The sequence below is a fragment of the Flavobacterium sp. 245 genome, assembly GCF_004362055.1.
Lineage (GTDB): Bacteria > Bacteroidota > Bacteroidia > Flavobacteriales > Flavobacteriaceae > Flavobacterium.
In genome coordinates this window covers 14,007-39,521 of sequence record NZ_SNXB01000004.1, presented here as the reverse complement: position 1 = coordinate 39,521, position 25,515 = coordinate 14,007, and the positions used below count along the sequence as shown (strand labels likewise).

At 32.7% G+C, this 25,515-nt stretch carries 26 protein-coding genes; 16 read left to right on the top strand and 10 right to left on the bottom strand.

Going from position 1 to position 25,515, the window contains the following annotated elements; all coding sequences use genetic code 11:
* Window positions 1-51: 51 nt before the first annotated feature.
* The gene (locus tag EV145_RS08950) at window positions 52-612 is read right to left on the bottom strand and encodes an L-threonylcarbamoyladenylate synthase (RefSeq protein WP_133524878.1); all 561 of its coding nucleotides are present in this window, start codon (window positions 610-612) and stop codon (window positions 52-54) included.
* A gap of 131 nt (window positions 613-743) precedes the next feature.
* On the opposite strand from EV145_RS08950, the gene EV145_RS08945 reads away from it, so the two are divergent.
* On the top strand, window positions 744-1,850 hold the full coding sequence (locus EV145_RS08945; protein WP_133524877.1) for a glycosyltransferase family 4 protein: 1,107 nt from the start codon (window positions 744-746) through the stop codon (window positions 1,848-1,850).
* A 7-nt stretch (window positions 1,851-1,857) separates the two neighbouring features.
* Window positions 1,858-2,628, top strand: coding sequence for a Kdo domain containing protein (locus EV145_RS08940; RefSeq protein WP_133524876.1), 771 nt, complete (start codon window positions 1,858-1,860; stop codon window positions 2,626-2,628).
* Here EV145_RS08940 and EV145_RS08935 read toward each other — a convergent pair.
* From EV145_RS08935 to EV145_RS08925, 3 genes are all read right to left on the bottom strand, one after another.
* Window positions 2,625-3,395 carry a glycosyltransferase family 2 protein gene (locus tag EV145_RS08935; RefSeq protein ID WP_133524875.1) on the bottom strand — a complete coding sequence of 257 codons (771 nt, stop codon included), beginning with the start codon at window positions 3,393-3,395 and terminating at the stop codon, window positions 2,625-2,627. The genes EV145_RS08940 and EV145_RS08935 overlap by 4 nt on opposite strands.
* Entirely contained in the window at window positions 3,392-4,468 is a 1,077-nt protein-coding gene (locus EV145_RS08930; protein ID WP_243739236.1) for a glycosyltransferase family 9 protein, read from the bottom strand. Before EV145_RS08930 ends, EV145_RS08935 begins: the two co-directional genes overlap by 4 nt.
* A gap of 109 nt (window positions 4,469-4,577) precedes the next feature.
* Window positions 4,578-5,393 carry a 2,3,4,5-tetrahydropyridine-2,6-dicarboxylate N-succinyltransferase gene (locus EV145_RS08925; RefSeq protein ID WP_026729271.1) on the bottom strand — a complete coding sequence of 272 codons (816 nt, stop codon included), beginning with the start codon at window positions 5,391-5,393 and terminating at the stop codon, window positions 4,578-4,580.
* A 285-nt stretch (window positions 5,394-5,678) separates the two neighbouring features.
* Here EV145_RS08925 and EV145_RS08920 point away from each other — a divergent pair, with 285 nt between their 5' ends.
* The 3 genes from EV145_RS08920 (at window position 5,679) to EV145_RS08910 (ending at window position 8,507) form a co-directional block, all read left to right on the top strand.
* On the top strand, window positions 5,679-6,314 hold the full coding sequence (locus tag EV145_RS08920) for a PAS domain-containing protein (RefSeq protein ID WP_133524874.1): 636 nt from the start codon (window positions 5,679-5,681) through the stop codon (window positions 6,312-6,314).
* Window positions 6,315-6,470: 156 nt separating this feature from the next.
* Window positions 6,471-6,887 carry a Holliday junction resolvase RuvX gene (gene ruvX, locus EV145_RS08915; protein WP_133524873.1) on the top strand — a complete coding sequence of 139 codons (417 nt, stop codon included), beginning with the start codon at window positions 6,471-6,473 and terminating at the stop codon, window positions 6,885-6,887.
* A gap of 126 nt (window positions 6,888-7,013) precedes the next feature.
* Window positions 7,014-8,507: a malate:quinone oxidoreductase gene (locus EV145_RS08910; RefSeq protein WP_133524872.1), complete on the top strand. Its 1,494-nt coding sequence runs from the start codon at window positions 7,014-7,016 to the stop codon at window positions 8,505-8,507.
* Between the two features lie 42 nt (window positions 8,508-8,549).
* Here EV145_RS08910 and EV145_RS08905 read toward each other — a convergent pair whose 3' ends face one another.
* Entirely contained in the window at window positions 8,550-10,772 is a 2,223-nt protein-coding gene (locus EV145_RS08905) for an FUSC family protein (RefSeq protein ID WP_133524871.1), read from the bottom strand.
* A 202-nt stretch (window positions 10,773-10,974) separates the two neighbouring features.
* On the opposite strand from EV145_RS08905, the gene def reads away from it, so the two are divergent.
* The 3 genes from def to mazG all read left to right on the top strand — a co-directional run bounded on the left by def (window position 10,975) and on the right by mazG (window position 12,980).
* Window positions 10,975-11,565: a peptide deformylase gene (gene def / locus EV145_RS08900; protein ID WP_133524870.1), complete on the top strand. Its 591-nt coding sequence runs from the start codon at window positions 10,975-10,977 to the stop codon at window positions 11,563-11,565.
* 57 nt (window positions 11,566-11,622) lie between these two features.
* Window positions 11,623-12,111 (top strand): DUF5606 domain-containing protein, encoded by a 489-nt coding sequence (locus tag EV145_RS08895; RefSeq protein WP_133524869.1) that lies wholly within the window; start codon window positions 11,623-11,625, stop codon window positions 12,109-12,111.
* Window positions 12,112-12,209: 98 nt separating this feature from the next.
* Window positions 12,210-12,980, top strand: coding sequence for a nucleoside triphosphate pyrophosphohydrolase (mazG, locus tag EV145_RS08890; protein ID WP_133524868.1), 771 nt, complete (start codon window positions 12,210-12,212; stop codon window positions 12,978-12,980).
* Here the strand turns inward: mazG and EV145_RS08885 are convergent, their stop codons facing one another.
* On the bottom strand, window positions 12,981-13,661 hold the full coding sequence (locus EV145_RS08885; protein ID WP_133524867.1) for a Crp/Fnr family transcriptional regulator: 681 nt from the start codon (window positions 13,659-13,661) through the stop codon (window positions 12,981-12,983).
* Between the two features lie 205 nt (window positions 13,662-13,866).
* Here EV145_RS08885 and EV145_RS08880 point away from each other — a divergent pair, with 205 nt between their 5' ends.
* The 8 genes from EV145_RS08880 to EV145_RS08845 all read left to right on the top strand — a co-directional run bounded on the left by EV145_RS08880 (window position 13,867) and on the right by EV145_RS08845 (window position 22,491).
* A complete protein-coding gene (locus EV145_RS08880) occupies window positions 13,867-16,254 on the top strand; it encodes a heavy metal translocating P-type ATPase (protein ID WP_133524866.1) in 2,388 nt (795 codons plus the stop codon).
* Window positions 16,255-16,370: 116 nt separating this feature from the next.
* Window positions 16,371-16,562 carry a cbb3-type cytochrome oxidase assembly protein CcoS gene (ccoS, locus tag EV145_RS08875; RefSeq protein ID WP_133524865.1) on the top strand — a complete coding sequence of 64 codons (192 nt, stop codon included), beginning with the start codon at window positions 16,371-16,373 and terminating at the stop codon, window positions 16,560-16,562.
* A 2-nt stretch (window positions 16,563-16,564) separates the two neighbouring features.
* Complete coding sequence (gene ccoN, locus EV145_RS08870; RefSeq protein ID WP_133524864.1) at window positions 16,565-18,754, top strand: cytochrome-c oxidase, cbb3-type subunit I; 2,190 nt, start codon at window positions 16,565-16,567, stop codon at window positions 18,752-18,754.
* A gap of 4 nt (window positions 18,755-18,758) precedes the next feature.
* Window positions 18,759-18,935 carry a CcoQ/FixQ family Cbb3-type cytochrome c oxidase assembly chaperone gene (locus EV145_RS08865; RefSeq protein WP_035648546.1) on the top strand — a complete coding sequence of 59 codons (177 nt, stop codon included), beginning with the start codon at window positions 18,759-18,761 and terminating at the stop codon, window positions 18,933-18,935.
* A 19-nt stretch (window positions 18,936-18,954) separates the two neighbouring features.
* The gene (locus EV145_RS08860) at window positions 18,955-19,896 is read left to right on the top strand and encodes a cbb3-type cytochrome c oxidase N-terminal domain-containing protein (RefSeq protein WP_133524863.1); all 942 of its coding nucleotides are present in this window, start codon (window positions 18,955-18,957) and stop codon (window positions 19,894-19,896) included.
* Between the two features lie 5 nt (window positions 19,897-19,901).
* Window positions 19,902-21,320, top strand: coding sequence for a cytochrome c oxidase accessory protein CcoG (gene ccoG, locus EV145_RS08855; RefSeq protein WP_133524862.1), 1,419 nt, complete (start codon window positions 19,902-19,904; stop codon window positions 21,318-21,320).
* A gap of 12 nt (window positions 21,321-21,332) precedes the next feature.
* Complete coding sequence (locus tag EV145_RS08850) at window positions 21,333-21,782, top strand: FixH family protein (protein ID WP_133524861.1); 450 nt, start codon at window positions 21,333-21,335, stop codon at window positions 21,780-21,782.
* A gap of 7 nt (window positions 21,783-21,789) precedes the next feature.
* Entirely contained in the window at window positions 21,790-22,491 is a 702-nt protein-coding gene (locus tag EV145_RS08845) for a sulfite exporter TauE/SafE family protein (RefSeq protein WP_133524860.1), read from the top strand.
* Here EV145_RS08845 and hemN read toward each other — a convergent pair.
* From hemN to EV145_RS08825, 4 genes are all read right to left on the bottom strand, one after another.
* Window positions 22,488-23,852 (bottom strand): oxygen-independent coproporphyrinogen III oxidase, encoded by a 1,365-nt coding sequence (gene hemN / locus EV145_RS08840; protein ID WP_133524859.1) that lies wholly within the window; start codon window positions 23,850-23,852, stop codon window positions 22,488-22,490. The genes EV145_RS08845 and hemN overlap by 4 nt on opposite strands.
* A 127-nt stretch (window positions 23,853-23,979) precedes the next feature.
* A complete protein-coding gene (locus EV145_RS08835) occupies window positions 23,980-24,456 on the bottom strand; it encodes a hypothetical protein (protein WP_133524858.1) in 477 nt (158 codons plus the stop codon).
* 115 nt (window positions 24,457-24,571) lie between these two features.
* The gene (locus EV145_RS08830; protein ID WP_133524857.1) at window positions 24,572-24,919 is read right to left on the bottom strand and encodes a hypothetical protein; all 348 of its coding nucleotides are present in this window, start codon (window positions 24,917-24,919) and stop codon (window positions 24,572-24,574) included.
* A gap of 112 nt (window positions 24,920-25,031) precedes the next feature.
* Window positions 25,032-25,454 carry a DoxX family protein gene (locus tag EV145_RS08825; RefSeq protein WP_133524856.1) on the bottom strand — a complete coding sequence of 141 codons (423 nt, stop codon included), beginning with the start codon at window positions 25,452-25,454 and terminating at the stop codon, window positions 25,032-25,034.
* Between the last annotated feature and the right edge of the window lie 61 nt (window positions 25,455-25,515).

Sequence of the window (25,515 nt, the reverse complement as noted above, 5' to 3'; positions counted from 1 at the left end):
TTTCGAGCAGAACTTGAAACTTGAAACCTGAAACCTGAAACAAAAAAAAAACTATTTACGTATCACCTTTACCTGCGAATCGTTTGTCAATTTTATAATAGTTGATGGTTTTCCGGCAACTTTATCGTGATATAAGTTTACGACATAATCAACACCATTTACAATTTCGGGACTAATATCTTTAAATGCAATTGGAGTCGGTTGGCCAGAAATATTGGCAGAAGTTGAAACTAAAGGTTTTTTCATTCGCTCCAATAATTTGAAGCAAAACGGCTCTTTTACTACACGAATTCCAAGAGAATTATCTGCTGCAATAATATTTGGAGCCACATTTCTTGGTTCATCAAGAATTAAAGTGGTTGGTTTTTCAGATAAATCTAAAATTTGCCAAGCTACTTCGGGGATATTTTTAAAAACATTATACATCATTTTTTCCCCATTCATCAGCACAATCATACTTTGTGTCTCAGCACGTTGTTTCAATTTGTAGATTTTTGCAACAGCTTCAGGATTAGTAGCGTCGCAGCCAATTCCCCAAACAGTATCAGTTGGATACAAAATGATACCGCCTTCTTTAATGACTTCGTAAGCTTTAATTATTTCTTCGTTCATTGTAAAATTTTAATGCTATTTGAAATGCAAAGATAATAATTCCGATTTGCAGAGATTCTTAATTGATCTTTTTATCTTTATTTTTATAATTACAACCTTATATTTGCATATCTAAGAAATATTACAAAAATATGAAAATACTGCACATTTCTGGGGCAAAAGCCTGGGGAGGAAACGAACAGCAATTAGTTTATTGTATTCCTGAATTGAATAAATTAGAAGTTGAAAATGTTGTTTTTGGAATAAAAGATACTGTACTCGAAAAACTTTGTTTAGAAAACAATATTTCTTTCATCCCGGCTCAAGACAGAAAACTTGTGAAGTTTTCAAATTATAAGCAATTTAAGGAATTGGTAAAAACAGTCCACCCAGATTTGATTCATCTTCATACCAGTAATTCATTGACATTTTACGTTTTAAGTAATTTGTTTTTAAAATTGAATGTGAAAGTTGTTTTTTCGAAAAAAGCAATCAGCGCAAGCAGCAGTTTTATCAGTAAATTTAAATATAATTCAAAAGCGATTGATGCTGTTTTTTGTGTTTCAAATGCAGTTAAAGAAAATTTCGCACAAGTTCTTTCACCTTCAAACAAATCTAAATTAACGGTTGTTCCAGATTGCGTTCCGTTGGAGATTTTAAATAAAAAGCCAAATGTTGATTTAAGAGAAAAATATAAGGTTGCTGAAGGCAAATTTATAATTGGAAATATTGCAAATCATACAACCGCAAAAGATTTAGAAACTTTAATAAATACAGCCGATTATTTAGTAAATGGGCTGAATAAAAAAAATCTTGTTTTTTTCCAGATTGGAAATTATTCAAAACGCACGGATGAATATTTAAAACTTGTGGCGGAAAAAAATCTTCAGGATTATGTTATTTTTACCAACACAATTGAAGATGCATCTGGTTTAAACAAACAATTTGATGTTTTTTTAATGACGTCTCAAAGAGAGGGTGGCCCAACTTCGGTTTTAGAAGCGATGTTAATTGGTGCTCCCGTTGTTTCAACTAATGTAGGTATTGTTCCTGAAGTTATCACTGATGGCGTAAACGGTTTTATTTCTCCAATTAAAGATTTTAAAAGTTTGGGAGATAATATAGAACAGCTTTTGAATGATAAAAATTTGCAGGAAAATTTTATTGAAAAAGGCAAGGTTGCTATAAACGAAGGTTTTATTGCTCCAGTGATTGCTAGAAAAACTGCTGAAGCATATAAAAAAGTAATAAATTCATAAATATTGTATGACTGCAAAATTTAAATTTTCTGGAGTAGTAAAAAGCTCAAAAGATATTCTTTCTCTTATTCAAAATTTCCACACTTCGGGAGAACTTTTTGGAAATGGAGACCGAAATAAAATTAAATTGTTTGAATTGAATGGAAAAACGATTAACATCAAATCATTCAAAATTCCGAATATCGTAAATAAGATTGCTTATAAATATTTCAGAAAATCAAAAGCCAGACGTTCATTTGAATATGCTACTATTTTATTAGAAAAGAATATTGGTACGCCTGAGCCAATTGCATTTCTAGAAAATTTTAATTTTTTAGGTCTAAAGGACAGTTATTATGCAAGTGAGCATTTAATAACCGAATTGACTTATAGAGAATTAGTTGAAATTCCCGAATATCCAGACAATGATAATATCTTAAGACAGTTTACCAAATTTACTTTTGATCTTCATGAAAAAGGAGTAGAGTTTTTAGATCATTCGCCAGGAAATACTTTAATTAAAAAAACTTCAGAAAGTTTATATGATTTCTTTTTGGTGGATTTAAACCGAATGAATTTTCACGAAAACATGAGTTTTGAACAACGTATGAACAACTTTAGCCGTTTGACGCCAAAGAAGGAAATGATCGCGGTTATGAGCAACGAATATGCAAAGTTTTATACTGAAAAAAGCGAAGCTGAAATTTTCGAAAAAATGTGGCAGGCTACTTCTGATTTTCAAGAAGAATTTGCGAGAAAGAAAAGGCTTAAAAAGAAACTTAAATTCTGGAAATCTTAATTTTCAGAATGAAGTTTTTTTAATTCCTGAAAGCGTACTGCAACACTAAGCGCGTTTAAATAGCAAATAATAATGCCTTTTTTACCGTCTAAAAATCCGAGTCTCAATAAATATTGGTTTAAAAACTGATAAGCAGGACGAATATAAAAATGAAAAAAGTTTGGTCTGGTGTTTTTTAAAAACTCCTCCTGTGCTTTTAATTGTCCGTAAAAAATCATTTTTTGTTTGTAATCCTCAAAATTTGAATACGAATAATGAATGAGTTTATGTTTTAGCGTGTCTGTTTTTCCAGTTATAATAAGCTTTTCATGAACAATTTTTTCATGATTGTAAAAAGCGTTTTCTTTCCTGAAAAGACGAATGATTTTATCAGTCTGCCAGCCGCTGAAACGTAATTTTTTGTCTTCAAACATAAAATTTCGATGAACAAAATAAGCAGCTGCGCTATTTTTTTGATTGATTACACAACTGATTTCTTTTTGAAGTTCTGATGTCAATCGTTCATCTGCATCTACAAAAAGGATCCATGAATGCGACGCAAGACTTAAAGCATAATTGCGCTGTGAAGCAAAATTGTCAAAAATGCGCTGTATAATTTTGACATTTTTGAAGCTGGAAGCAATTTCAAAAGTTTTATCGGAACTGAAAGAATCAACGATGATAATTTCATCGGCGAAAGCCAAATGATCAAGAACTGTTTTAATATTCTGTTCTTCATTTTGGGTAATAACCAAAGCCGATAAAAGTTGTTTTTCCTGCAAAATCATTTTGTTGCAACGCTTAGATTTTGATTTAAAAACAATTCAATTTTGTCTTTAAAAAAATCAGGTTTAAATTCCTGATATAAAGATAGAGCTTCTTTTTTGAGCATTTTCTCTGTTTTTTGCTCAAACAATTCAGGTCGGTAATCTTTTAAATGTACTGAAAGATGATGGATTCCATCTTCAAAAGTGGCCCATATTTTCTTTTCGATCCAAGGAGAAAAAATAATAAAAGATGGTTTTTCTAGTGCTTTCGCCATATTGATTGCGCCACCGTCATTTCCAATAATCAAATCACAATGATTAACTAATCCAATAAATGAACGAAGGTCACCACCTAATAAATCAAAATAAATCTTTTCCTGAGTAGAAGGTTTGCAGGCATTAAAAACAATTTTTGCTTCTTCTATTTGCTTCGGAAAATAATTAAAAAGAATATTTACATTGGCATGATCAGCAATATAATCAACTACTTTAGACATGAATTCTAAAGGATATGTTTTTAAAGTTTCACTGCCCAATAAACTGATCATTACTGTTTTTCTGTCTTTTCGAACATCATGTTTTTCAAAAAGAGCAATAGCTTCCTGGTTTTCTTTTTCAGAAACAAACAACTTAGGAATTGGATCTGTTTTAATTTTTAAATCCAAAGGTTCTAATAAGGATAAACGTCTTTCAATTGCTAATCCTAAATTTGTTTTCGGAAAAGGTTCAAACGGAACATTATCTGTATATAAAAAGTTTCTGCCTGGTTTTTTATAAGAAATCTTTCTTTTCGCATTGCTCAATAAAACCAGAATCCAGCTTTCTAATTTTGAGTAAGCGTCAATTAAAAGGTCGTATTTTTCGTTTCGGAGCTGTAAGCCAAGTTTTAAAAGTTCTTTTTTGCTTTTTCGATGTTTTTCTTCAAATAGAATGATATTATCGATACTTGAATTTCCTTCTAAAACCGGAGTTGTAGAGGTATAAACCAAATAATCTATTTGAGCCTCTGGATAAGCAGTACGCAGATTATTGCATATTATGCTACTGACCAAAACGTCTCCAATCATTTTTTGCTGTATTACAAGTATCTTCATATAGAAAAACAAAATCTTTTTTGTGGGTTACAAATTGAAGCAAAAAAAATCCAAATTCCAATTGATTAAGATCGGAATTTGGATTTTTTGAATTATTTGTCTTTAAATACTATACCGCAACGTCGTATTCGCGAAGAGCATTATTTAATGAAGTCTTTAAATCTGTAGATGGTTTACGAGTACCAATAATCAAGGCACATGGAACTTGGAATTCTCCAGCAGCAAATTTCTTAGTGTAACTTCCTGGAATTACAACTGAACGTGCAGGAACAAAACCTTTCATTTCAACTGGTTCATCGCCAGTAACGTCAATAATTTTTGTAGAAGCAGTCAAACAAACGTTAGCACCAAGAACAGCTTCTTTACCAACGTGAACACCCTCTACAACAATACATCTAGAGCCAATAAACGCACCATCTTCAATAATTACTGGAGCTGCTTGCAATGGCTCTAAAACACCGCCAATTCCAACACCACCGCTTAAGTGTACATTTTTACCAATTTGTGCACAGCTTCCAACAGTTGCCCAAGTGTCAACCATAGTTCCTTCGTCAACATAAGCACCAATATTTACATAACTTGGCATTAAGATAACACCGCTAGAAATATAAGCTCCGTAACGTGCAACTGCGTTTGGTACTACACGAATTCCTTTTTCAGCATAATTTCTTTTTAGCAACATTTTGTCGTGGTATTCAAAAATACCAGATTCCCATGTTTCCATTTTTTGAATTGGGAAATACATTACAACAGCTTTCTTTACCCATTCGTTTACTTGCCAGCCTTCTCCAACCGGTTCAGCAACACGTAATTTTCCTGCATCTACTAGTTCGATAACTTCTCTGATAGCATCAGTTGTAGCAGTTTCTTGTAATAAAGCTCTGTTTTCCCAAGCTTGTTCAATTATTGTCTGTAAAGAATTCATAAGTTTTAATTTTTGGCAAAGATAATGTATTTGTGTAAAAACGGAAAAGTAAAACCTTTTTGAAAATGTTATATTTGTAACATTTTGTTTTTAATTTGATAAATTAAAAAATTTGATTCCTGTTTTTATTTGAATGCAAGCCACGAAAAGTTTTTTTTATATCAAAATATGACAAAAATCAGATTTTGCCTTTTTTCTTCGGACTACTTTCGCATCGTTAATTCTGAAAAAGCAGAATAGAATTAATAAAATACCATTCCAAAACAAATATATAAGTAGTAGATCATGAATCAGGAAAATCAGCTCCAGAATAAAGTTACAGTAATTGACAAAGAGGTTACTTGGGATAAAACGCAAGTTATTATGAGTAAAACAAATGCCTTTGGTGTTATTGAATATGCCAATGAAGTGTTTGTCGATGTTTCGGGTTATGAAGACTATGAATTGATGGGACAACCACATAATATAATTCGGCATCCAGATATGCCAAAAGTCATTTTTAAAGTGCTTTGGGAAAATCTCAAACAAGGAAAAAATTTTCATGCAATCGTGAAAAATTTAGCAAAATCCGGAAGATATTATTGGGTTATTACCGATTTTGAAATTGCAAAAGATGAAAATGGCGTGATTGTCAATTATTTTGGAAGACGACAATCTGTCCCGCATGAAGTGGTTTCGCTTCATATTGAACCTTTGTATAAAAAGCTTTTGCAGATTGAAGCAGCAAGCGGTGTCGAGTTTAGCGAAAAATATTTAATTGGATTTCTGGAAGAGAAAAAAAGATCTTACGTTGAGTATATTAAGGAGTTAATTCTTGAACATGAAAAATCGCAGTCTAAATTTCTGCAATACGAACAGCAGACAGTGGAAGAAGAAGAGGGGGAGGAAAGAGGTTTTTTTAGAAGACTATTTAATAGGTAAATTGAATTTTTAGGTTTTGAATATTTTGGAAGAATCCGCTTTGAAGTTTTTTAAAGCGGATTTTTTATTTGGTTTTTAGAGTATTCTAAAAATGGTGTTTTTAGTAACATTGAAAATCAAAAAAAATAAATAGTTATCTTTGGTAAAAATTATAAAATGCCAAGAATACTTTCCATAGACTACGGACAAAAACGCACTGGAATTGCAGTTACAGATGAAATGCAGATTATTGCATCAGGCTTAACTACAATCCCGACTAATACTGTAATTGATTTTTTAAAAGATTATTTTGCAAAAGAGAAAGTCGAAGCGGTTTTAATTGGCGAGCCAAAACAAATGAACGGACTTCCTTCAGAAAGTGCTTCAATAATAAAAGGTTTTGTAACTCATTTTTCAAATATTTTTCCTGCTATGAAAGTGGTTCGTGTTGATGAGCGTTTTACCTCAAAAATGGCTTTTCAGACGATGATCGATAGCGGATTGAGCAAGAAACAGCGTCAAAACAAAGGATTGATCGATGAAATTTCTGCAACGATTATGCTTCAAGACTATCTTTCTTCTAACCGTTTTTAGGTTTCAGGCTTAAAAATTTCACTTTATTTAGAAAAAAATATGATTTCCTAACTTTTATCATGCAGATTTTAGTTTTTTTTTGCGATTGAAAAAAGTACCTTTGCATTTTTAAAAACAAATACTGTTATGCCTGACAATACAATACGTTCTAATAGTGAAGTAGTACTTATTGGAGCTGGAATTATGAGTGCAACTCTTGGATTAATTTTGAAAGAGCTGCAACCGGATATTAAAATTGAAATTTACGAAAGACTAGATGTTGCTGCGGCAGAAAGTTCTGATGCATGGAATAATGCAGGAACGGGACACTCTGCTTTTTGTGAACTAAATTATACACCAGAAAAGGCAGATGGAAGTATTGATCCTAAAAAAGCAATCAGTATAGCAGAATCATTTGAGATTTCACGCCAGTTTTGGTCTTATTTGGTAAAAGAAAAGAAAGTACCGTCTCCAGAAAATTTTATAAAAAGTGTTCCTCATATGAGTTTTGTATGGGGTGATAAAAATGTTGAATATCTTAAAAAAAGATTTGCGGCATTACAAAGCAACCCAATTTTCTCTGAAATGGAATTCAGCACTGATTTTAATCAGTTGAAAGAATGGATGCCATTAGTAATGGAAGGCAGAGAGAATAACGAAGCATTAGCGGCAACGCACATGGAAATTGGTACCGATGTTAATTTTGGTGCTTTGACCAGAAGTATGTTTAATTATCTTGAAAAATTAGACGGCGTAAAATTGTATTTTAATCACGAGGTTAAAAAATTAAAACAACGTGAGGATAAATCATGGAGAATTAAAATAACAGACCTTTCTACAGGACAAAAAAGAAAAGCATATACTAGTTTTGTATTTATTGGAGCTGGTGGTGGTTCATTGCCATTATTGGAAAAAGCTAACGTTCCTGAAGGAAAAGGTTATGGAGGATTTCCAGTAAGCGGACAATGGTTAAAATGTACAAACCCAGAAGTTATTGCAAAACATCAAGCAAAAGTGTATGGTAAAGCAAGTGTTGGAGCGCCTCCAATGTCTGTACCTCATATTGATACCCGCGTAATTGATGGCGAAAAAGCATTGCTTTTTGGACCATTTGCAGGTTTTTCAACTCGTTTCTTGAAAAATGGCTCTTATTTAGATTTGCCGTTATCTATAAAATCAAATAACTTAATTCCGATGTTGGCTGCTGGATATCACAATATTCCGTTGACAAAGTATTTAATCGAGCAGGTGCGTCAGTCTCCAAAAGACCGAATGAAAGCACTTCGCGAATATTTGCCTTCTGCACGTTCAAAAGACTGGAAGCTTGAGAAAGCGGGACAGCGTGTACAGGTTATTAAAAAAGATGAGAAAGAAGGTGGTGTATTGGAATTTGGTACTGAAGTAATCAATACGCACGATGGAACTCTTGCGGTTCTTTTAGGTGCATCTCCTGGAGCATCAACGGCTGTAGCGATTATGATTGATCTTGTAAGCAGATGTTTTACAAATCAAATCAAAACACCAGAGTGGGAAGCAAAATTAAAAGAAATGATTCCTTCTTATGGTCAAACACTAAATGACAAACCAGAGCTTTTGACTAAACTTAGAAAAGAGACTTCTGAAGTTTTGAAATTAAACTAAAATTCAAGTTTTATATATAAAAAAGCAACAAATCCAGATGAATCAATCTGGATTTGCTGCTTTTAATTCTTTCGTAATCTTTAAAATCTTTTCGGCAAGGTTGCTCATCCAGATTAATTGTTCAATAACCAATTGAGCTTCCTGCATTTTAGCTTGGCGAGTTTCTTTGTCAAGTTCATCATCTTCTGCCAGTCGCGTAAAGTTTTTACGTTTTAGTTCCTCAAACTGCAGGGTTACATCTTCTTTATCAAAAAAAGTATCGTTAATAATTGTTTCATTTTTTAAAATAGAAATGGAATGATCTAAATTTGATAAAATCGTTTTGATAATATAATTAAAAGAATCTGATGCCGATGTTGTCTGATGTGACTGAATATAAGTCGACAATGAAGCCAAAGCAGATAAAATGGAGTGATTAAGCACAACTAATTTATTTACCAATGGCAATGTTTTTTGTTTTGATTTTGGTTCCTGCATCATGCGCTGAAACGAGGTCATTAAATTGCCAATTTCGACAAAAGCATTTTTTCTGGCCAAACGGTATGAAGTTGGAATTTCTCCTTTTTTATTATAAAAATCGGCAATTTCTTTAAGATAATTTCGGTTTGCCCGAATCGAATTTTCAATATGAATCGGCGTATTGATAAACTCCCAAGCTGGCCATAAAAACTGATTGGCTAAAAAGGCTAATATGGCTCCTGCAAGCGAATCTAAAATCCTGAACTGAATTACTTCGACAACATTTGGAGTTAAAATTCCGTAGATAAAAACAACGTACATTGTCACAAACGTAGCACTTATCTTGTAATTGATTTGTGTAAAAGAAATTCCCAAAAGCATACAGACAATTGAAAATATGCTCAGTGCAATATGATTTTGAATAACAGACACGATTCCGAAAGCAAATAATCCTCCTAAAATGGTTCCGAAAATTCTATTGTAAGAGCGTTCTTTTGTCAGTCCGTAACCCGGACGCATAATAACGACAATAGTTAATAAAATCCAATAAACATTTTGGAATGGAAGGATTTTTCCAATCAAAAAACCAATTAAAATTGTAATCGTCAATCTTAAGGAATGTCTGAAAATTGAAGAAGAAAAGCTCAAGTTTTCCGTTAAGGTTCGTAAAGGATAGTATTGTGGTGTCAGGAATTTTTCAAGTTCCTTATCTTTATCTTTTAGTTTATATGATTGCATTGCAAGTGAGAAAGCACGCTGAATGATTTTAATTTTTCCGACTTGGTTTCTTGCATATTTCAGCATATTTGTCAGCATTAAAACGCCTTCTGAAGCTTCTTCCTTGCCTAAGCTTTTTTCATAATCAAAAATGGCAAATTCAAGAGCGTCTAATTCGTTTTTTAAATCATTTTTATCAACGTAAACTGCAATATGATGTACATTCTTAGAAAGTTTTTTTAACGTCGAAGCCAACTTATAAGCTACATTTTGATATGTCCGAAGCACTTCTGGATGTTTGGCAAATTTTTCATGAAGTTTGCTGTGGTCAAATGACGTGTATAAGGCAAGTTCCTGAATTTCGACCAAAGTAATAAAAACCAATAGCATTTTACGGTTTTGAGCTGTTGTACCAGATGTATTCTGATTTCCGATAAGCATTTTTCTTAAATCTTCATGAATCAAATTCAGTTCAACCTGAACAGCTAACTGCTTTTCGATAATAGCATCTCTATTTGCTTCTGGATTCCATAAATCACCTCTTAATTTCAGGTATTTAGCCGTAAGTTTTATTCCTTCAGCAATTTCGAGTTCTACATATTTATAAGGCTGTATCAAATGAAAAACAAGCGATACGATTAGGTATAAAATTCCTCCAATAAAAATAAAACCAGCATATTCAAAAGCTTCCCAGCCCTGATGTAAATGCCCGAATGATAATGAAATAGACAATAAAGCTGAAAAAGATACTAAGGTTGCACGTTGTCCGTAAACAGAAATCATGGAACACAAAAACAATAAAAATCCTAAGAAAGGATAAAACAAAAACGGATATGGATAAGTAAGATTAACCAGCAAATTAACTCCCGAAACAATAAAGGAAGCTACAATAAGTCCTTTTATCTTATGACTCAACGAACTCGGAATATCGCTGGGATAAGTATAAAAAGCTCCAAGTGCGATGGTAAATCCAATTTCAAAATGGCCTAGGAAGTTTAAAATCAACACAGGAACTACAGAAGCAATGGTTACTTTTGAGGCATTTAAAAAAGAAGTACTGTTCGTGAATTTCGAGATGCGATCAAACATATATAGAGGTTTACTAACAAAGGTAAGAATTGTACGAATTAATTTGGCATAATTATGGATGAGATTTTAACATACGGGCAAAAAATAAGATATAATATAATGTTTAGAATTATTAGTAGACTATTTTTTACTATTTTTGCCAGCTGAATTATGGGAAACTAAAATTCAGTTTTACAGTAGATAATGCAATAAATTAATACAAATGATTTTACCAATTGTAGGATATGGGGATCCTGTTTTAAGAAAAGTAGGTGTGGCAATTACGCCAGAATATCCAAACCTAAAAGAAACAATAGCAAACATGTATGAAACCATGTATAATGCTTACGGTGTTGGGCTTGCTGCTCCGCAAGTAGGTATGGCAATTCGTTTGTTTGTTATTGATACAACTCCTTTTAGTGAAGATGATGATTTAGGATCTGACGAGGCTAAAGAATTAAAAGGATTTAAAAAAACTTTTATCAATGCTAAAATCGTTAAGGAAGAAGGAGAAGAGTGGAGCTTTAACGAAGGCTGTTTAAGTATTCCTGATGTTCGCGAAGATGTTTATAGAAAACCAACCGTGACAATTGAATACTGTGAAGAGGATTTTGTAATGAAAACAGAAGTTTTTGACGGATTAATTGCAAGAGTTATTCAGCATGAATACGATCATATCGAAGGAGTTTTGTTTACAGATAAAATATCTTCATTGAAAAAGCGTTTGATTCAAAAGAAATTAAAAAATATTACAGAAGGCAAGACTTTTCAAGAATACAGAATGAAATTTGCTGCTGCTAAAAAAGGAAGATAATTGTTCTGAAGAAGACAAAAAATACAATAAAATTCTTAATACTAATATTAATACAACATGAATTTAGACAAAATTTTAGCCATTTCAGGGAAACCAGGTTTATATGTACTAAAAGTGCAAACTCGTACAGGTTTTGTGGCAGAATCATTAACAGACGGAAAAAAAATCACAGTAAACTTAAAAAGCAATGTAAGTTTATTGTCAGAAATCTCAATTTATACATACGAAGGCGAAAAACCATTAACTGAAGTAATGCAAAAAATTGCTGCTAAAGAAAATAAAGGTCAAGCTATTTCACATAAAGAAGATAATGCTACGTTAAGTGCATATTTTAAAGAAATTTTGCCAGAATATGATGAAGAAAGAGTTTATCCATCTGATATTAAAAAAGTATTAAACTGGTACAACACACTTCAAGCAAAAGGTTTAGTTACTGATTTAGCTCCTGCACCAGCAGAAACAGCTGAAGAAGTTCCTGCAGTTGAAGAAAAAGCGCCAGCTAAAAAAGCACCAGCTAAAAAAGCAAAAGCAAAAAAGGAAGAATAGAGATTCCTTCTTTGAAATATATTAATCCTGTTGAGATGTTTTCTTGACAGGATTTTTTACTTTTACAGTATTCGGTTACCATTAAAAAAAAATAAAAAATGAGCAAAGAACTTCAGTTGAAAGCCTTCGAGAGATTATTAATTATCATGGATGAACTTCGCGAACAGTGTCCGTGGGATAAAAAACAAACGCTTCAGACTTTGCGCCATTTAACAATCGAAGAAACTTATGAACTTGGAGATGCAATTTTAGACAATGATTTAAACGAAGTAAAAAAAGAACTTGGTGATTTGTTATTGCATATTGTTTTTTATGCCAAAATTGGTTCAGAAACCAATGATTTTGATATGGCTGATGTCTGTAATGAAATTTGCGATAAGTTAATTCATCGTCATCCTCATATTTACAGCGATACTGTTGTAAAAGATGAAGAAGAAGTAAAACAGAACTGGGAAAAACTTAAACTCAAAGAAGGCAAGAAATCTGTTTTAGAAGGTGTGCCAAGAAGCCTTCCTGCTTTAGTAAAAGCGAGCCGAATTCAGGATAAAGTAAAAGGTGTTGGTTTTGATTGGGAAGAACCGCACCAGGTTTGGGATAAAGTACAAGAAGAATTAGAAGAGCTTCAAGTTGAAGTAAAAACTGGTGATCAGGATAAAATTGAAGCCGAATTTGGCGATGTTTTATTCTCAATGATCAACTACGCCCGATTTTTAAATGTAAATCCAGAAGATGCCTTAGAGCGCACTAATAAAAAATTTATTAAGCGTTTTCAGTATTTAGAGAGCAAAGCTGGTGAATTAGGAAAACCTTTAGCAGAAATGACGTTGGCAGAAATGGATGTTTTTTGGAACGAAGCTAAAAAGCTCTAATTATTCAGCCATTTTTTTTAATGCTCTGATATTTTTCAGCATAATTTTTTTTCCAACAAGCTCAATCAGTTCTAATTTATTAAAGTCAGATAAAAGTCGAATACAGCTTTCAGTTGCGGTTCCAATTATTCCTGCAAGTTCTTCTCTTGTAAGTTGCACTTGTAGAGTTTTGTCTGGATTTTCTCCAAATTCATTGTGAAGCTGTAATAGAGTTTCGGCTAAACGCTGTTTTACAGTTTTTTGAACTAACGCAATTTTATCGTTTTCAGATTCTTTCAAATCTTCACAAATTGACTGCATTAAATTAAGTGAAAATTGATTGTTGTTATTAAAGAAATGGATAATTTCAGATTTCGGAATAAAACAAACTTCCATATCGGCGATTGCTTTTGCAGATAAATTAGCAGGTTCATTGCTGATCATAGAGCGTTGTCCTAATAATTCACCCGATTTAACTAATTTAACTATTTGGTCTTTTCCGTTAGCGCTTAACTTTGATAATTTCCCAACTCCATCTTTTATACAAAATACACCATTTGTAACTTCTCCTTCTTCAAAAATAGCTTCACCTTTTTTAATAGTATAACTAGTTTTACTGTTCGCTAATTTTACAACTTCCTCTTTATTAAGGGCTTTTAAAGACGACAACTGGCGTACAATACATTGGTCACATTTATTCATCGCAAAATAATTTGGTGCAAAATTAACCAATATTCGTGTTTTACAGCCTTGTTTTCTCTTAAAATATGCAGAAAATTTTTACTAACGTAATTTGACTAATTTATTTCGTTAAATTAGAATTGGATTTCATTTTCATATGATAATTGTCATATTTATACTTAAATCTTATTCGAAATATTTGTTGCATTAAAAAAGAAACAAATTTATGACTGAGCAGAGCTGTTTTCATTGCGGGATTGACATTCCTAAAAATGAAGAAATCAATTTTGATGAAAAAAAGTTTTGTTGTGCCGGATGTAAAACGGTTTATGAGATTTTTAGTCTGCATGATTTGACCTGTTACTATGATTTCGAAAAATCGCCAGGCGCTACTCCGCAAGATATTCAAGGAAAATATGATTTTTTAGACAATGAAGCCATTTCTTCAAAAATAATCGATTTTCAAGAAGGAAATACCGCTATTGTTTCTTTAAATATTCCACACATACACTGCAGTTCATGTATCTGGATTTTAGAAAATTTAAATAGAATTCAGTCCGGAATCAGTATTTCACAAGTTAATTTCCCAGAAAAAAAAGTCCGAATTACTTTCAACTCAGATCTTGTTTCTCTTAAATCTATTGCTAATTTGTTAAGTTCAATAGGTTATGAGCCTTATATAAGTTTAGAAAATTACGAAACCGGCAAAAATAATGTAGACAGAAGTTTAACGTATAAACTTGGTGTAGCTTTCTTTTGTTTTGGAAATATCATGTTGCTTTCATTTCCAGAATATTTTGAAATAAAAGAATTTTGGCTTGACAATTATAAGCCTTTTTTCAGGATTTTGATTTTTTTATTGGCTTTGCCCAGTTTTCTATATTCAGCAAGCGGTTATTATGTTTCAGCTTATAAAAGTATCAAATCAAAAATGCTGAACATTGATATTCCGATTGCTTTGGGAATTATTGTAATGTTTATCAGAAGTACTTTTGATATTGTCATGAATTACGGAGGTGGTTTTTTTGACAGTCTTACAGGTTTGGTATTTTTTATGCTGCTCGGAAAAATGTTTCAAATCAAGACCTATAGTTTTTTGAGTTTTGAAAGAGATTTTAAATCGTATTTTCCAATTGCAGTTACCAGAATTAATCAAGATACATCTGAAGAAAGCGTGCCTATTTACGATGTTTTAAAAGGAAACCGATTATTGATCAGAAATCAGGAATTGATTCCGGTTGATGGTATTTTAATTAGTGAAAAAGCCGAAATTGATTATAGTTTTGTTACTGGAGAAGCAGTTCCAATAACCAAAAAATCAGGTGATAAAGTTTTTGCTGGCGGGAAACAAATTGGAAAAGTAATTGAAATGGAAGTTTTGCATTCGGTTTCGCAAAGTTATCTTACCCAATTATGGAGCAATGAAATTTTTCAGAAAAAGGTAGTTCAAAAACATAAAACGATAACAGATAAAATAAGCCGTTATTTTACTCCAATATTATTATTGATTGCTTTTGCAGGATTTGGATATTGGATATTTATAGATGCAAATACAGCATTCAACGTTTTTACAGCAGTATTGATTGTAGCCTGCCCGTGTGCGCTGGCACTTACAGCTCCTTTTACTTTTGGAAATATCCTGAGAATCATGGGTAAACAAAAAATGTATCTTAAAAATGCTTTGGTAATTGAGCAATTAGCAAAAGTTGATACAATTGTTTTTGATAAAACCGGAACAATTACAACAAATAAAAAATCAAATATTGTTTATGAGGGAACTATGATTTCTGATGAAAATAAGGTTTTACTGAAAAATGTGCTGCGTGCATCAAATCACCCTTTAAGCAGAATGCTTTATGATTTTTTGCCAGAAACAAAGCGAATTAAAATCGAGGAATTTGAAGAAATAACGGGAAAAGGAATTTTGGCTTTCACCGAAAATAAAACAATTAAAATTGGCTCAGCTTCGTTTGTTGAAAGTCCAGATTTAGATTCATCAGAAATTGAGAAAACAGCCTTGCATATTAAAATTGGAGATGTTTATTATGGACGATTTAATTTCCAAAATCAATATAGAGATGGTCTTGCAACGTTACTTTTAAATTTAAGCAAAAACTACAAGTTAAAAGTACTTTCAGGCGATAATGATGGTGAACGGGTAAATCTTGAAAAAATCGTGCCTAAAGGAACTGAACTGATATTTAATCAGAAACCAGATCAAAAACTTGAATTCATTAAAAAACTACAGGAAAATGGGCTAAATGTGATGATGGTTGGTGATGGATTAAATGATGCCGGAGCACTTGCTCAAAGCAATGTTGGGGTTTCGATTTCTGAAAATGTCAATGTGTTTTCACCTGCTTGTGATGCAATCTTAGATGCCAATGAATTTTCCCGATTGAGCTACTTTTTAAAACTTTCCCAAAAATCCATTTTAATTATTAAAATGAGTTTTGTTTTATCTCTTCTTTATAATGTTGTTGGACTTGGTTTTGCTATAACGAGCAATTTGCTTCCGCTAGTGGCTGCTATTATTATGCCATTGAGCACAATAACTATTGTAAGTTTTGTAACTATAATGTCTAACTACTTCAGTTCTAGTAATTTAAAATGATTATAAATAATTTCAAGGTTTATTTTTAGTAAATTTAGCATAAGCCATTTGACTATGATAATTATCATATTTTATGCAGTACTAAGGAGTTAATTTTGTTAACATAATTTTATGGTATGAGTGTAATTTATCTATTAATCTCAGTAAGTATTTGCGTCGCAGTAGGCTTCTTCATTGCTTTTATTATCGCTGTCAAATCTGGACAGTATGATGATGACTATACGCCCTCAGTCAGAATGCTTTTTGATGATGAGACAAAAAATATTCCCCAGAAAAATAATTCACCAACCGAAGAAAAACAAGTTTAATTATGGAAATGGAACAGTTTTATTACGACAACAAAATTGTAAAAAAATTCATTTATGCCACTATTCTTTTTGGAGTAGTAGGTATGTTAGTGGGTCTGACCTTGGCGGTTATGTACCTTTTTCCCAACATGACAGATGGGATTTCATGGCTTAGTTACGGCCGATTAAGACCGTTACACACAAATGCAGTTATTTTTGCATTTGTTGGTAATGCTTTTTTTGCGGGTTTATATTACTCGCTGCAGCGTTTGCTTAAAGCCAGAATGTTTAGTGATTTTTTAAGTAATCTGCATTTTTGGGGTTGGCAGTTGATCATTGTTGCCGCTGCTATTACATTGCCATTAGGTTACACATCATCAAAAGAGTACGCCGAACTAGAATGGCCTATTGATATTGCAATTGCATTGATTTGGGTTGTAATGGGAATCAATATGATTGGCACAATGCTTCGCCGAAGAGAAAGACATTTATACGTTGCTATTTGGTTTTACTTAGCTACGTTCGTAACGGTTGCTGTCTTGCATATTTTTAATAATATTGAATTGCCAGTTTCTGCATTAAAAAGTTATTCTGTTTACGCAGGCGTTCAGGATGCTCTGGTACAATGGTGGTACGGGCATAATGCGGTTGCATTTTTCTTGACAACGCCATTTTTAGGATTGATGTATTATTTTATTCCTAAAGTAGCAAATAGACCTATTTATTCTTATAGATTATCTATTATTCACTTTTGGTCATTGATCTTCATTTACATTTGGGCAGGACCTCACCACTTATTATATTCAGCTTTGCCAAACTGGGCACAGAATTTAGGAGTTGTATTCTCGATTATGCTTATTGCTCCATCTTGGGGAGGTATGATCAACGGACTTTTAACGTTGAGAGGAGCTTGGGACAAAGTTCGTGAAGAACCAGTTTTAAAATTCTTTGTGGTAGCTATTACGGGATACGGAATGGCAACTTTTGAAGGTCCAATGCTTTCTTTTAAAAATGTAAATGCTATTGCACACTATACAGATTGGATTATTGCACACGTACACGTGGGAGCTTTAGCATGGAATGGATTTATGTCATTTGGTATTATTTATTGGCTGATTCCACGTATGACAAAAAGCACTTTGTTTTCTAAAAAACTGGCTAATTTCCATTTCTGGATTGGGACTTTAGGAATTATATTGTATGCTTTGCCAATGTATGTTGCAGGTTTCCAGCAAGCTTCAATGTGGAAACAGTTTAATCCAGATGGAACTTTAACTTACGGAAATTTCCTTGAAACAGTTACTGCAATTATGCCTTTATACTGGATGAGAGCAATTGGAGGTACTTTATATCTAATTGGAATGCTGACATTGGTATATAATATCATAATGACAGTAAAAGCAGGAGATACAATTGAAGATGAATTAGCACAAGCTCCAGCATTGCAAAGAATCAGCAGCAATAGATTAAGTGGAGAAAAATTCCATACTTGGTTAGAAAGAAAACCTATTCAGCTTACTATTTTAGCTACGATTGCAATTTTAATTGGAGGGATTATTCAGATCGTACCAACGATTATGGTTAAATCGAATATACCCACTATTTCAAGTGTAAAACCTTATACCCCTTTAGAACTTGAAGGACGTGATTTATATATCAGAGAAGGGTGTGTAGGTTGTCACTCTCAATCAGTTCGACCTTTTAGAAGTGAAGTTGAGAGGTATGGACCTCAATCTAAAGCTGGAGAATTTGTTTACGATCATCCATTTTTATGGGGATCAAAACGTACAGGTCCAGATTTGTTGAGAGTAGGAGGCAAGTATAATGACAACTGGCATTTTAACCATATGTGGAATCCACAAAGTACTTCTGCCGGCTCAATCATGCCAGGTTACAAATGGTTATTTGACAATAAACCTTTGGATATTTCTCTGACACAAAAGAAAATGCAGGCTATGGTTTCACTTGGTGTTCCATATTCGGAAGCTGAAATTTCAAATGCTCAGAAAACATTGAGAGATCAAGCTGTAAAAATTGAAAAAAGCTTAGAAAACGATCCTGATTTCGTGAAAAGTTATGAGGACAGTAAAAAGAAAGCAGCTGCCAAAGGCGAACAATTCGTTCCTATGAATGAAAGGGAAATTGTTGCTCTAATTGCGTACATACAAAGATTAGGGACTGATATAAAAGTAAAAGAGACTGCTAAAAAATAAGGTTATGTTTGAACAGATAAAACACAATATGGAGACAATATCGGGTATAGAAATTTACCCGATTCTTTCTCTCTTGATCTTCTTTTTATTTTTTGTTGGATTAGCCTTTTGGGTGTTTTCTTATAAAAAAGACAAGATTAAAGAAATGAGTGAAATTCCTTTAAATGAGGACTTGGTATAATTTCAAAAGATAAATAAAAATGAAAAAGTTTTTCCCAGTATATGTAAGAGTACCACTTATTTTCTTCATCGGTTTTGCTTTGATGGAGTATTTTATTGATTCAGGCGATAAGCCAGCATTTATAAAATTCCCAATGGTTTCTGTCTTTTTAGCTGTATTTCTATTTGTCCTAGTGGCAATTGAAATTACACTCAGCGCAGTTAATCGAGTGATGTATCATTTAATGTCGCCTGAAGAAAAAGCCAAATTGGAGTACGAAAATAGTCTGAGTTTAAGTGAAAGTACTTGGTTTAAAGAGTTGATGCATAAACTTACAAAAACATCACCAATTGAAAAAGAAGGTGATTTATTAATGGATCATGATTATGACGGAATCAAAGAGCTTGATAATAATTTACCGCCTTGGTGGGTATATTTATTCTACATCTGTATCATTTTTGGTGCTATCTATCTAGTACACTATGAAATTCTTGGAGGAGATGACCAAGAAACAGAACTTAAGAAAGAAATGGCTCAGGCTAAAATTGATGTAGATGAATACTTAAAAACGGCGCCAGATTTAATGGATGAAAAGACAGTTGTTTTGCTTACAGATGAACCGAGTTTAGCAGCAGGTAAAGAAATTTTCATGACAAATTGTGCTGCTTGTCACCGAGCAGATGCTGGAGGTCAAATTGGCCCCAACTTAACGGATGATCACTGGATTTTAGGAGGTGGTATCAAAAATGTTTTCCATACTATTACAAATGGTGGCCGTGATGGAAAAGGAATGGTTTCTTGGAAAACAAATGGGATGAAGCCTAAAGATATTCAAAAAGTAGCTAGTTATATATTGTCGTTACAAGGTAGCAATCCTAAAGAGCCAAAAGAAGCCGAAGGTGAAGTTTGGGTGGATGAAAGTGCTCCCAAAAAAGACGCAGCAGTAAATAGCCCAAAAGATAGTACAGAAGTTAAAAAATAAAAATCATGTCAAATTTACCAGACGAAGCTTTTAGAGATACCATCGGAACTATTGATGAAGGCGGTAATCGAAAATTTATTTTCCCTAAAAAACCGTCTGGTAAGTTCTATGATTATAGAAAGATTGTTAGCTATGTTTTGTTGACTATCTTAGTTGCAAATCCATTTATCAAAGTCAACGGTAATCAATTTATGATGTTCAATGTAATGGAACGTCGTTTTAATATTTTTGGTTTTCCGTTTTGGCCTCAAGATTTCTATCTTTTTGTGATCTCAATGCTGGTAGGTGTTGTTTTTGTCATTTTGTTTACGGTTGTTTTTGGAAGGATTTTTTGTGGATGGATTTGTCCGCAGACTATCTTTTTAGAAATGGTTTTTCGCCGAATTGAATATTGGATTGATGGTGACAGAGGCTCTCAAGCACGTTTGGCCCGACAAGAATGGAATGCAGAAAAAATTAAAAAAAGACTCTCAAAATGGACTGTTTTCTTTTTAATTTCTTTTGGTATTGCAAATGTTTTTTTGGCATATTTAGTAGGCAGTGATCAATTATTTTTAATGATGGAGCAAGGTCCGGTAAAACAGGCGAGTAATTTTATAGCACTGCTTATTTTTACTGGTGTTTTTTACTTTGTTTTTGTTTGGTTTCGTGAACAAGTTTGTATAATTGCTTGCCCTTACGGCAGACTTCAGGGGGTTCTTCTTGATAACAAATCAATCAATGTGGCATACGACTTTGTTCGTGGTGAAAAGGAAGAAGGACGTGCAAAATTTAATAAAAAAGAAGATCGAGCATTAACTGGAAAAGGAGACTGTATTGATTGTCTTCAGTGTGTACATGTCTGTCCAATGGGAATTGATATTCGAAATGGAACTCAGTTAGAATGCACCAATTGCACTGCATGTATTGACGAATGTGATCATATAATGGAAAGTGTTGGCTTGCCCAAAGGCTTAATACGTTATGCTTCTGAGGATGAAATAACAAAAAAAGAACCTTTCAAGTTTACAAACAGAATGAAAGGCTACACTGCTGTCTTGTTTATTTTACTGAGTGTTTTTGTTGGGATGCTGTTTTTAAGAACTAATGTTGAAGCAATTATTTTACGTTTGCCTGGACAATTATTTCAGCATAAAGGAGACAAAATAAGCAATGTTTATACCTACAAGATTGTCAATAAAACGATGAAAGATTATAATGATATTCATTTTGAATTGATTGATCAGAAAGGTGAAATAAAAAATGTTGGAAATAGACATTTCAAAATTAAAAAAGAAGAGATTTCGCAAGGAACACTTTTTATAGAAATCAATGAAGCAATTTTGGAAAGTGATAAAACAACAGTTAAAATTGGTGTTTATAATGGCAATGAATTGTTGGAAACTACCAAAACTAACTTTTTAGGCCCGCGAAGTTTTAATTAAAATAATAGGATTATGAAAATAAACTGGGGAACAGGAATTGTAATAGCTTTTGCTCTTTTTATGACTTTTATTTTATATTTTGTTTTTGAAGTACAATCAAATGCCAAATATGATAATGATTTAGTTGTAGAGGAATATTATAAGCATGACTCTCATTTTCAAGAAGAAATGGCACGAGTTCAAAATGCGCATGATCTACAACAAAAACCTTCAATTACCTATGATGAGACAGGTGTTAAAGTTGCATTTCCTGCAACTTTCGAAAGTGATAAAGTAACAGGGAATATTTTGTTGTATCGTCCTTCAAACAAGAAATTTGATTTTAATACTAAACTTGCTTTAACAAATTCAGCTTTATTTATTCCAAAAGATAAATTGATCAAAGGGCGCTGGGATGTTAATATGGAATGGCAGTATAACGGAACAAAATACTTGACTAAAGAAGTAATTTACGTAAACTAATTTAAAAATGTTGTATTCAGCATTCATATTAGGTCTTATAAGCAGTCTGCATTGTGTTGGAATGTGCGGGCCAATTGCGGTTATGTTGCCGGTTGATCATCAAAATGAAGCTAAAAAGGTTACTCAGATTATTACCTATCATCTAGGACGTCTTACAGCTTATGCAACAATAGGGTTGATTTTTGGTTTGTTGGGACGTGGCTTCTTTATGGCAGGATTACAACAGAAAATATCAATTTTCATTGGTATTGCAATGATAGCAATTGTATTGATTCCTGAAAAAGCATTTGCTAAATATAACTTTTCAAAGCCTATTTACAAAGTAATTTCAAAAATTAAATCAACATTAGGAAGCCAGTTTAAAAAGAAAAATTACAAATCTCTTTATATAATAGGCTTATTAAATGGTTTTCTTCCGTGCGGAATGGTTTATGTAGCGCTGTTTGGTGCAATCGCAATGCAAAGTGCCTATTTAGGAGTTCTATATATGCTGCTTTATGGCTTGGGAACTATTCCTTTAATGACTATTGTGGTTTACATTAATTCATTATTAAAGTTGCCATTCCGAAATAAAATTCAGAAAGCAATTCCTTTTGTAGCTGTTTTTATAGGTGTGTTATTTATTTTAAGAGGTTTAGGTTTAGGAATTCCATACCTGTCCCCATCAAATATAAGTTTATTTGTACAACAGACTCCAAACTGTCATTAAACTGTCATCGAAAACAAATTGGCTTCCGGTGATTTTCTTTTTAAGTGCAAATCAAAAGCCATACAGATATTGCGGACAAATGGTCTTCCGGCTTCAGTAATTTTAATTCTGTTTTTTTCGATCACAATTAACTCATCATTTTCTATTTCTTTTAGTGCTAATAGGACCTCTGGTAATTCTTCAAAATACAAAGCTTCGTCGTTCCAGGAAGTTTCAAGATCACAAGTTAAATTTAAGATGTGTTTTCTAATAATTAAATCTTCATCATTTAAAATATGTCCTTTTACAATCGGCAACTGGTTTGACTGCAAGATTTGGTAATATTCCTCAAGATTCTTTGTGTTTTGTGCAAAACTATACCAGCTGTCGCTGATTGAGGAAACTCCTAAGCCAATCATAAGCTGTGTTTTTGATGCACTGTATCCCATGAAGTTTCTATGAAGTTTTTTAGAGTGAGCGGCCTGAAATAAACTGTCTGTTGACTGTGCAAAATGATCCATGCCAACTTCATGATATCCATTTGTTGACAGAAGTATTTTTCCAGTTTCATAAAGCATTCTTTTTTCAGCATCTTTTGGAAGGTTTTCTTCATTAAAACCGCGTTGCCCGTTTCCTTTTATCCATGGTACATGAGCATAGCTGTAAAATGCTAATCGATCTGGTTTTAATGAATTTGTTTTTTCAATTGTATCTACAATATTTTCGACCGTCTGAAATGGAAGCCCAAAAATAATATCATGACCAATTGATTTATAGCCAATTTCTTTTGCCCAAAAAGTTACTTTTGCAACATTGTGAAAAGGCTGTACGCGATGAATGGCTCTTTGAACTTTTTCAGCATAATCCTGAACACCAAAACTTACTCGGCGAAAGCCTAAATCATATAATTTTTTAAGCTGCTCGTAAGTGGTGTTATTTGGATGTCCTTCAAAACTGAATTCATAATTTTCGGCTTTTTCCGCTAGTTTAAAAATCCCATTTATTAGATTTTCTAAATTAGTCACTGAAAAAAAAGTAGGAGTTCCTCCGCCTAAATGAATTTCTTTAATTAGAGGTCTTTCAGGAAGAAGTTCACAATACAGACTCCATTCTTTCAAAACGGCACTAATATAAATTTCTTCTACAGAATGGTTTTTTGTAATTCGTTTATTGCAACCGCAAAAAGTACACATGCTCTCACAAAACGGCAAATGAATATATAAACTGATTCCGTTTTGGGTATTGCTTTCTGAAAATGATTTTTGAAAAGATGCAGTCCATTTTTCCAAATTAAAACCAGCTTCATTCCAGTACGGAACTGTTGGATAACTTGTATATCTTGGACCTGGGACGTTATATTTTTGAGTCAATGAAATTTTCATAAATAAAACATTTTGAGAGGTATCAAAATTACTTTACTTGTTTAAAAATTAAAATGATAAATATCATATTGTTGTTGTAAATAAAAAGAGACTCAATATTTGAGCCTCTTTTTTCTGAATTAAATAACTAACGTGAAATAGAATCTTGGATGATTTTAAGCCATTTTTTTGCAAAGATATGATCTTGATAAGCACTGATTTGCTTGATGCGGTCATCATCAAAATCATAAAAAGGTATTGTGATTTTTTTTGAAGTTTCTTTTTCTTGGAATTCAAAATCAATTTTCAGAATTGTGTCTGAATTTCCATCTGTAGTCAAAACCAATTTGCAGGAAGAAATATTTTTTAAATCTACAAAAGTTGATTCTTGCTGATTTGGATTGAAATTCATTAAAACAAATCTTCTGTTTTTTTGATCTATAGTAAGCGTTTTGTTGCTTTGAGATTCGGTTAGATTAAAATCTTCAGGATGTGATGCGTTGAATTTCTTTTTGATATTTAGAATTTTAGATTTATTAGCAGCGCTCGATCGTGCTGAAAAATAGACAGGAATAGCGACAATGATAGCAATCACCAATCCAATTATGGTTACACTCGTTTCCATTTTTGATATTTTTTTTGATAAACAATATGAAATTATAAACAGTCTTCAGACAGAAAACGGTTTAAAGGATTAGGAAAGAAAGGGTTTCTTTCGGATTAAAATTTCACGTATTTATTTACCAGAAAAAATGAAAGGCATAGAGCATTAAAGAGATTTTCTTGCTCTGAGTTGAAAATTGAGTTGAAAAATTAAATGAAGACTTAACGGCTTCGTGCTGTGGAATGACTGCGATTAAAGAATCGAACCATTTTATTGCAACAGGATATTCTGTTTTAATGCTTGCTGCAAATTGATAGCTTGTTTGTGGCTGGATAAATGCAGATGAATCTGGAATATCTTTAGAAAAATTGGTGTCCGTTTTTTGACTTTCAATTAATTGCATAGGAACATCGTTTGCCTGAGCAGCAAAGAAGCCGATGATCAAAAGTGAAATAAATAAAACGGTCTTACGAATCCAATTCATGAGGCGAATTTAGTTCATAAAACAGAATAAAAGAAATTTTAAGTGCTAATTACTTCTTAAAATGCTTTTTGTTTTATCCTCAGCTTAAATAATTACTGAGGATAGAACTGTTTTATTGCTGCATTTTAAAGTAGTAATCGGCAGAATGCTTTCCCCCGCCATAAAATAGAAAGAAAATGCAAATCAGTAATACTGTTATTGCAAGTAACAAGCTTTCAGAATGCATTCTTCCCATGAAATTAACTAAGACGGCTCCAAAAAGTATCGGCAGCTGTGCCGCAATTGCCCAGCGAGTGAGCAGACCGAAAACGATCATTATTCCTCCAATCATATGCGCGGGCGCAATATAATGCAGCAGGAACATACCGCCTCCAAACTGATCGATTGGAGAAATTAAATCATGCAGATACTGAACATTTGTTACAAATGAAACTCCTTTCATAAATAAAAAAACACCCAATACAATACGTACTAAATCTACTGGTAAATAAGTGTGCGAATTTGCCCATTTATTCAAGCTTTTTACATTTTCCATGACATTGCGTGATTAAAAATTGTTTATTAAAATTACAAAATTTTAATAACATATTTAATAA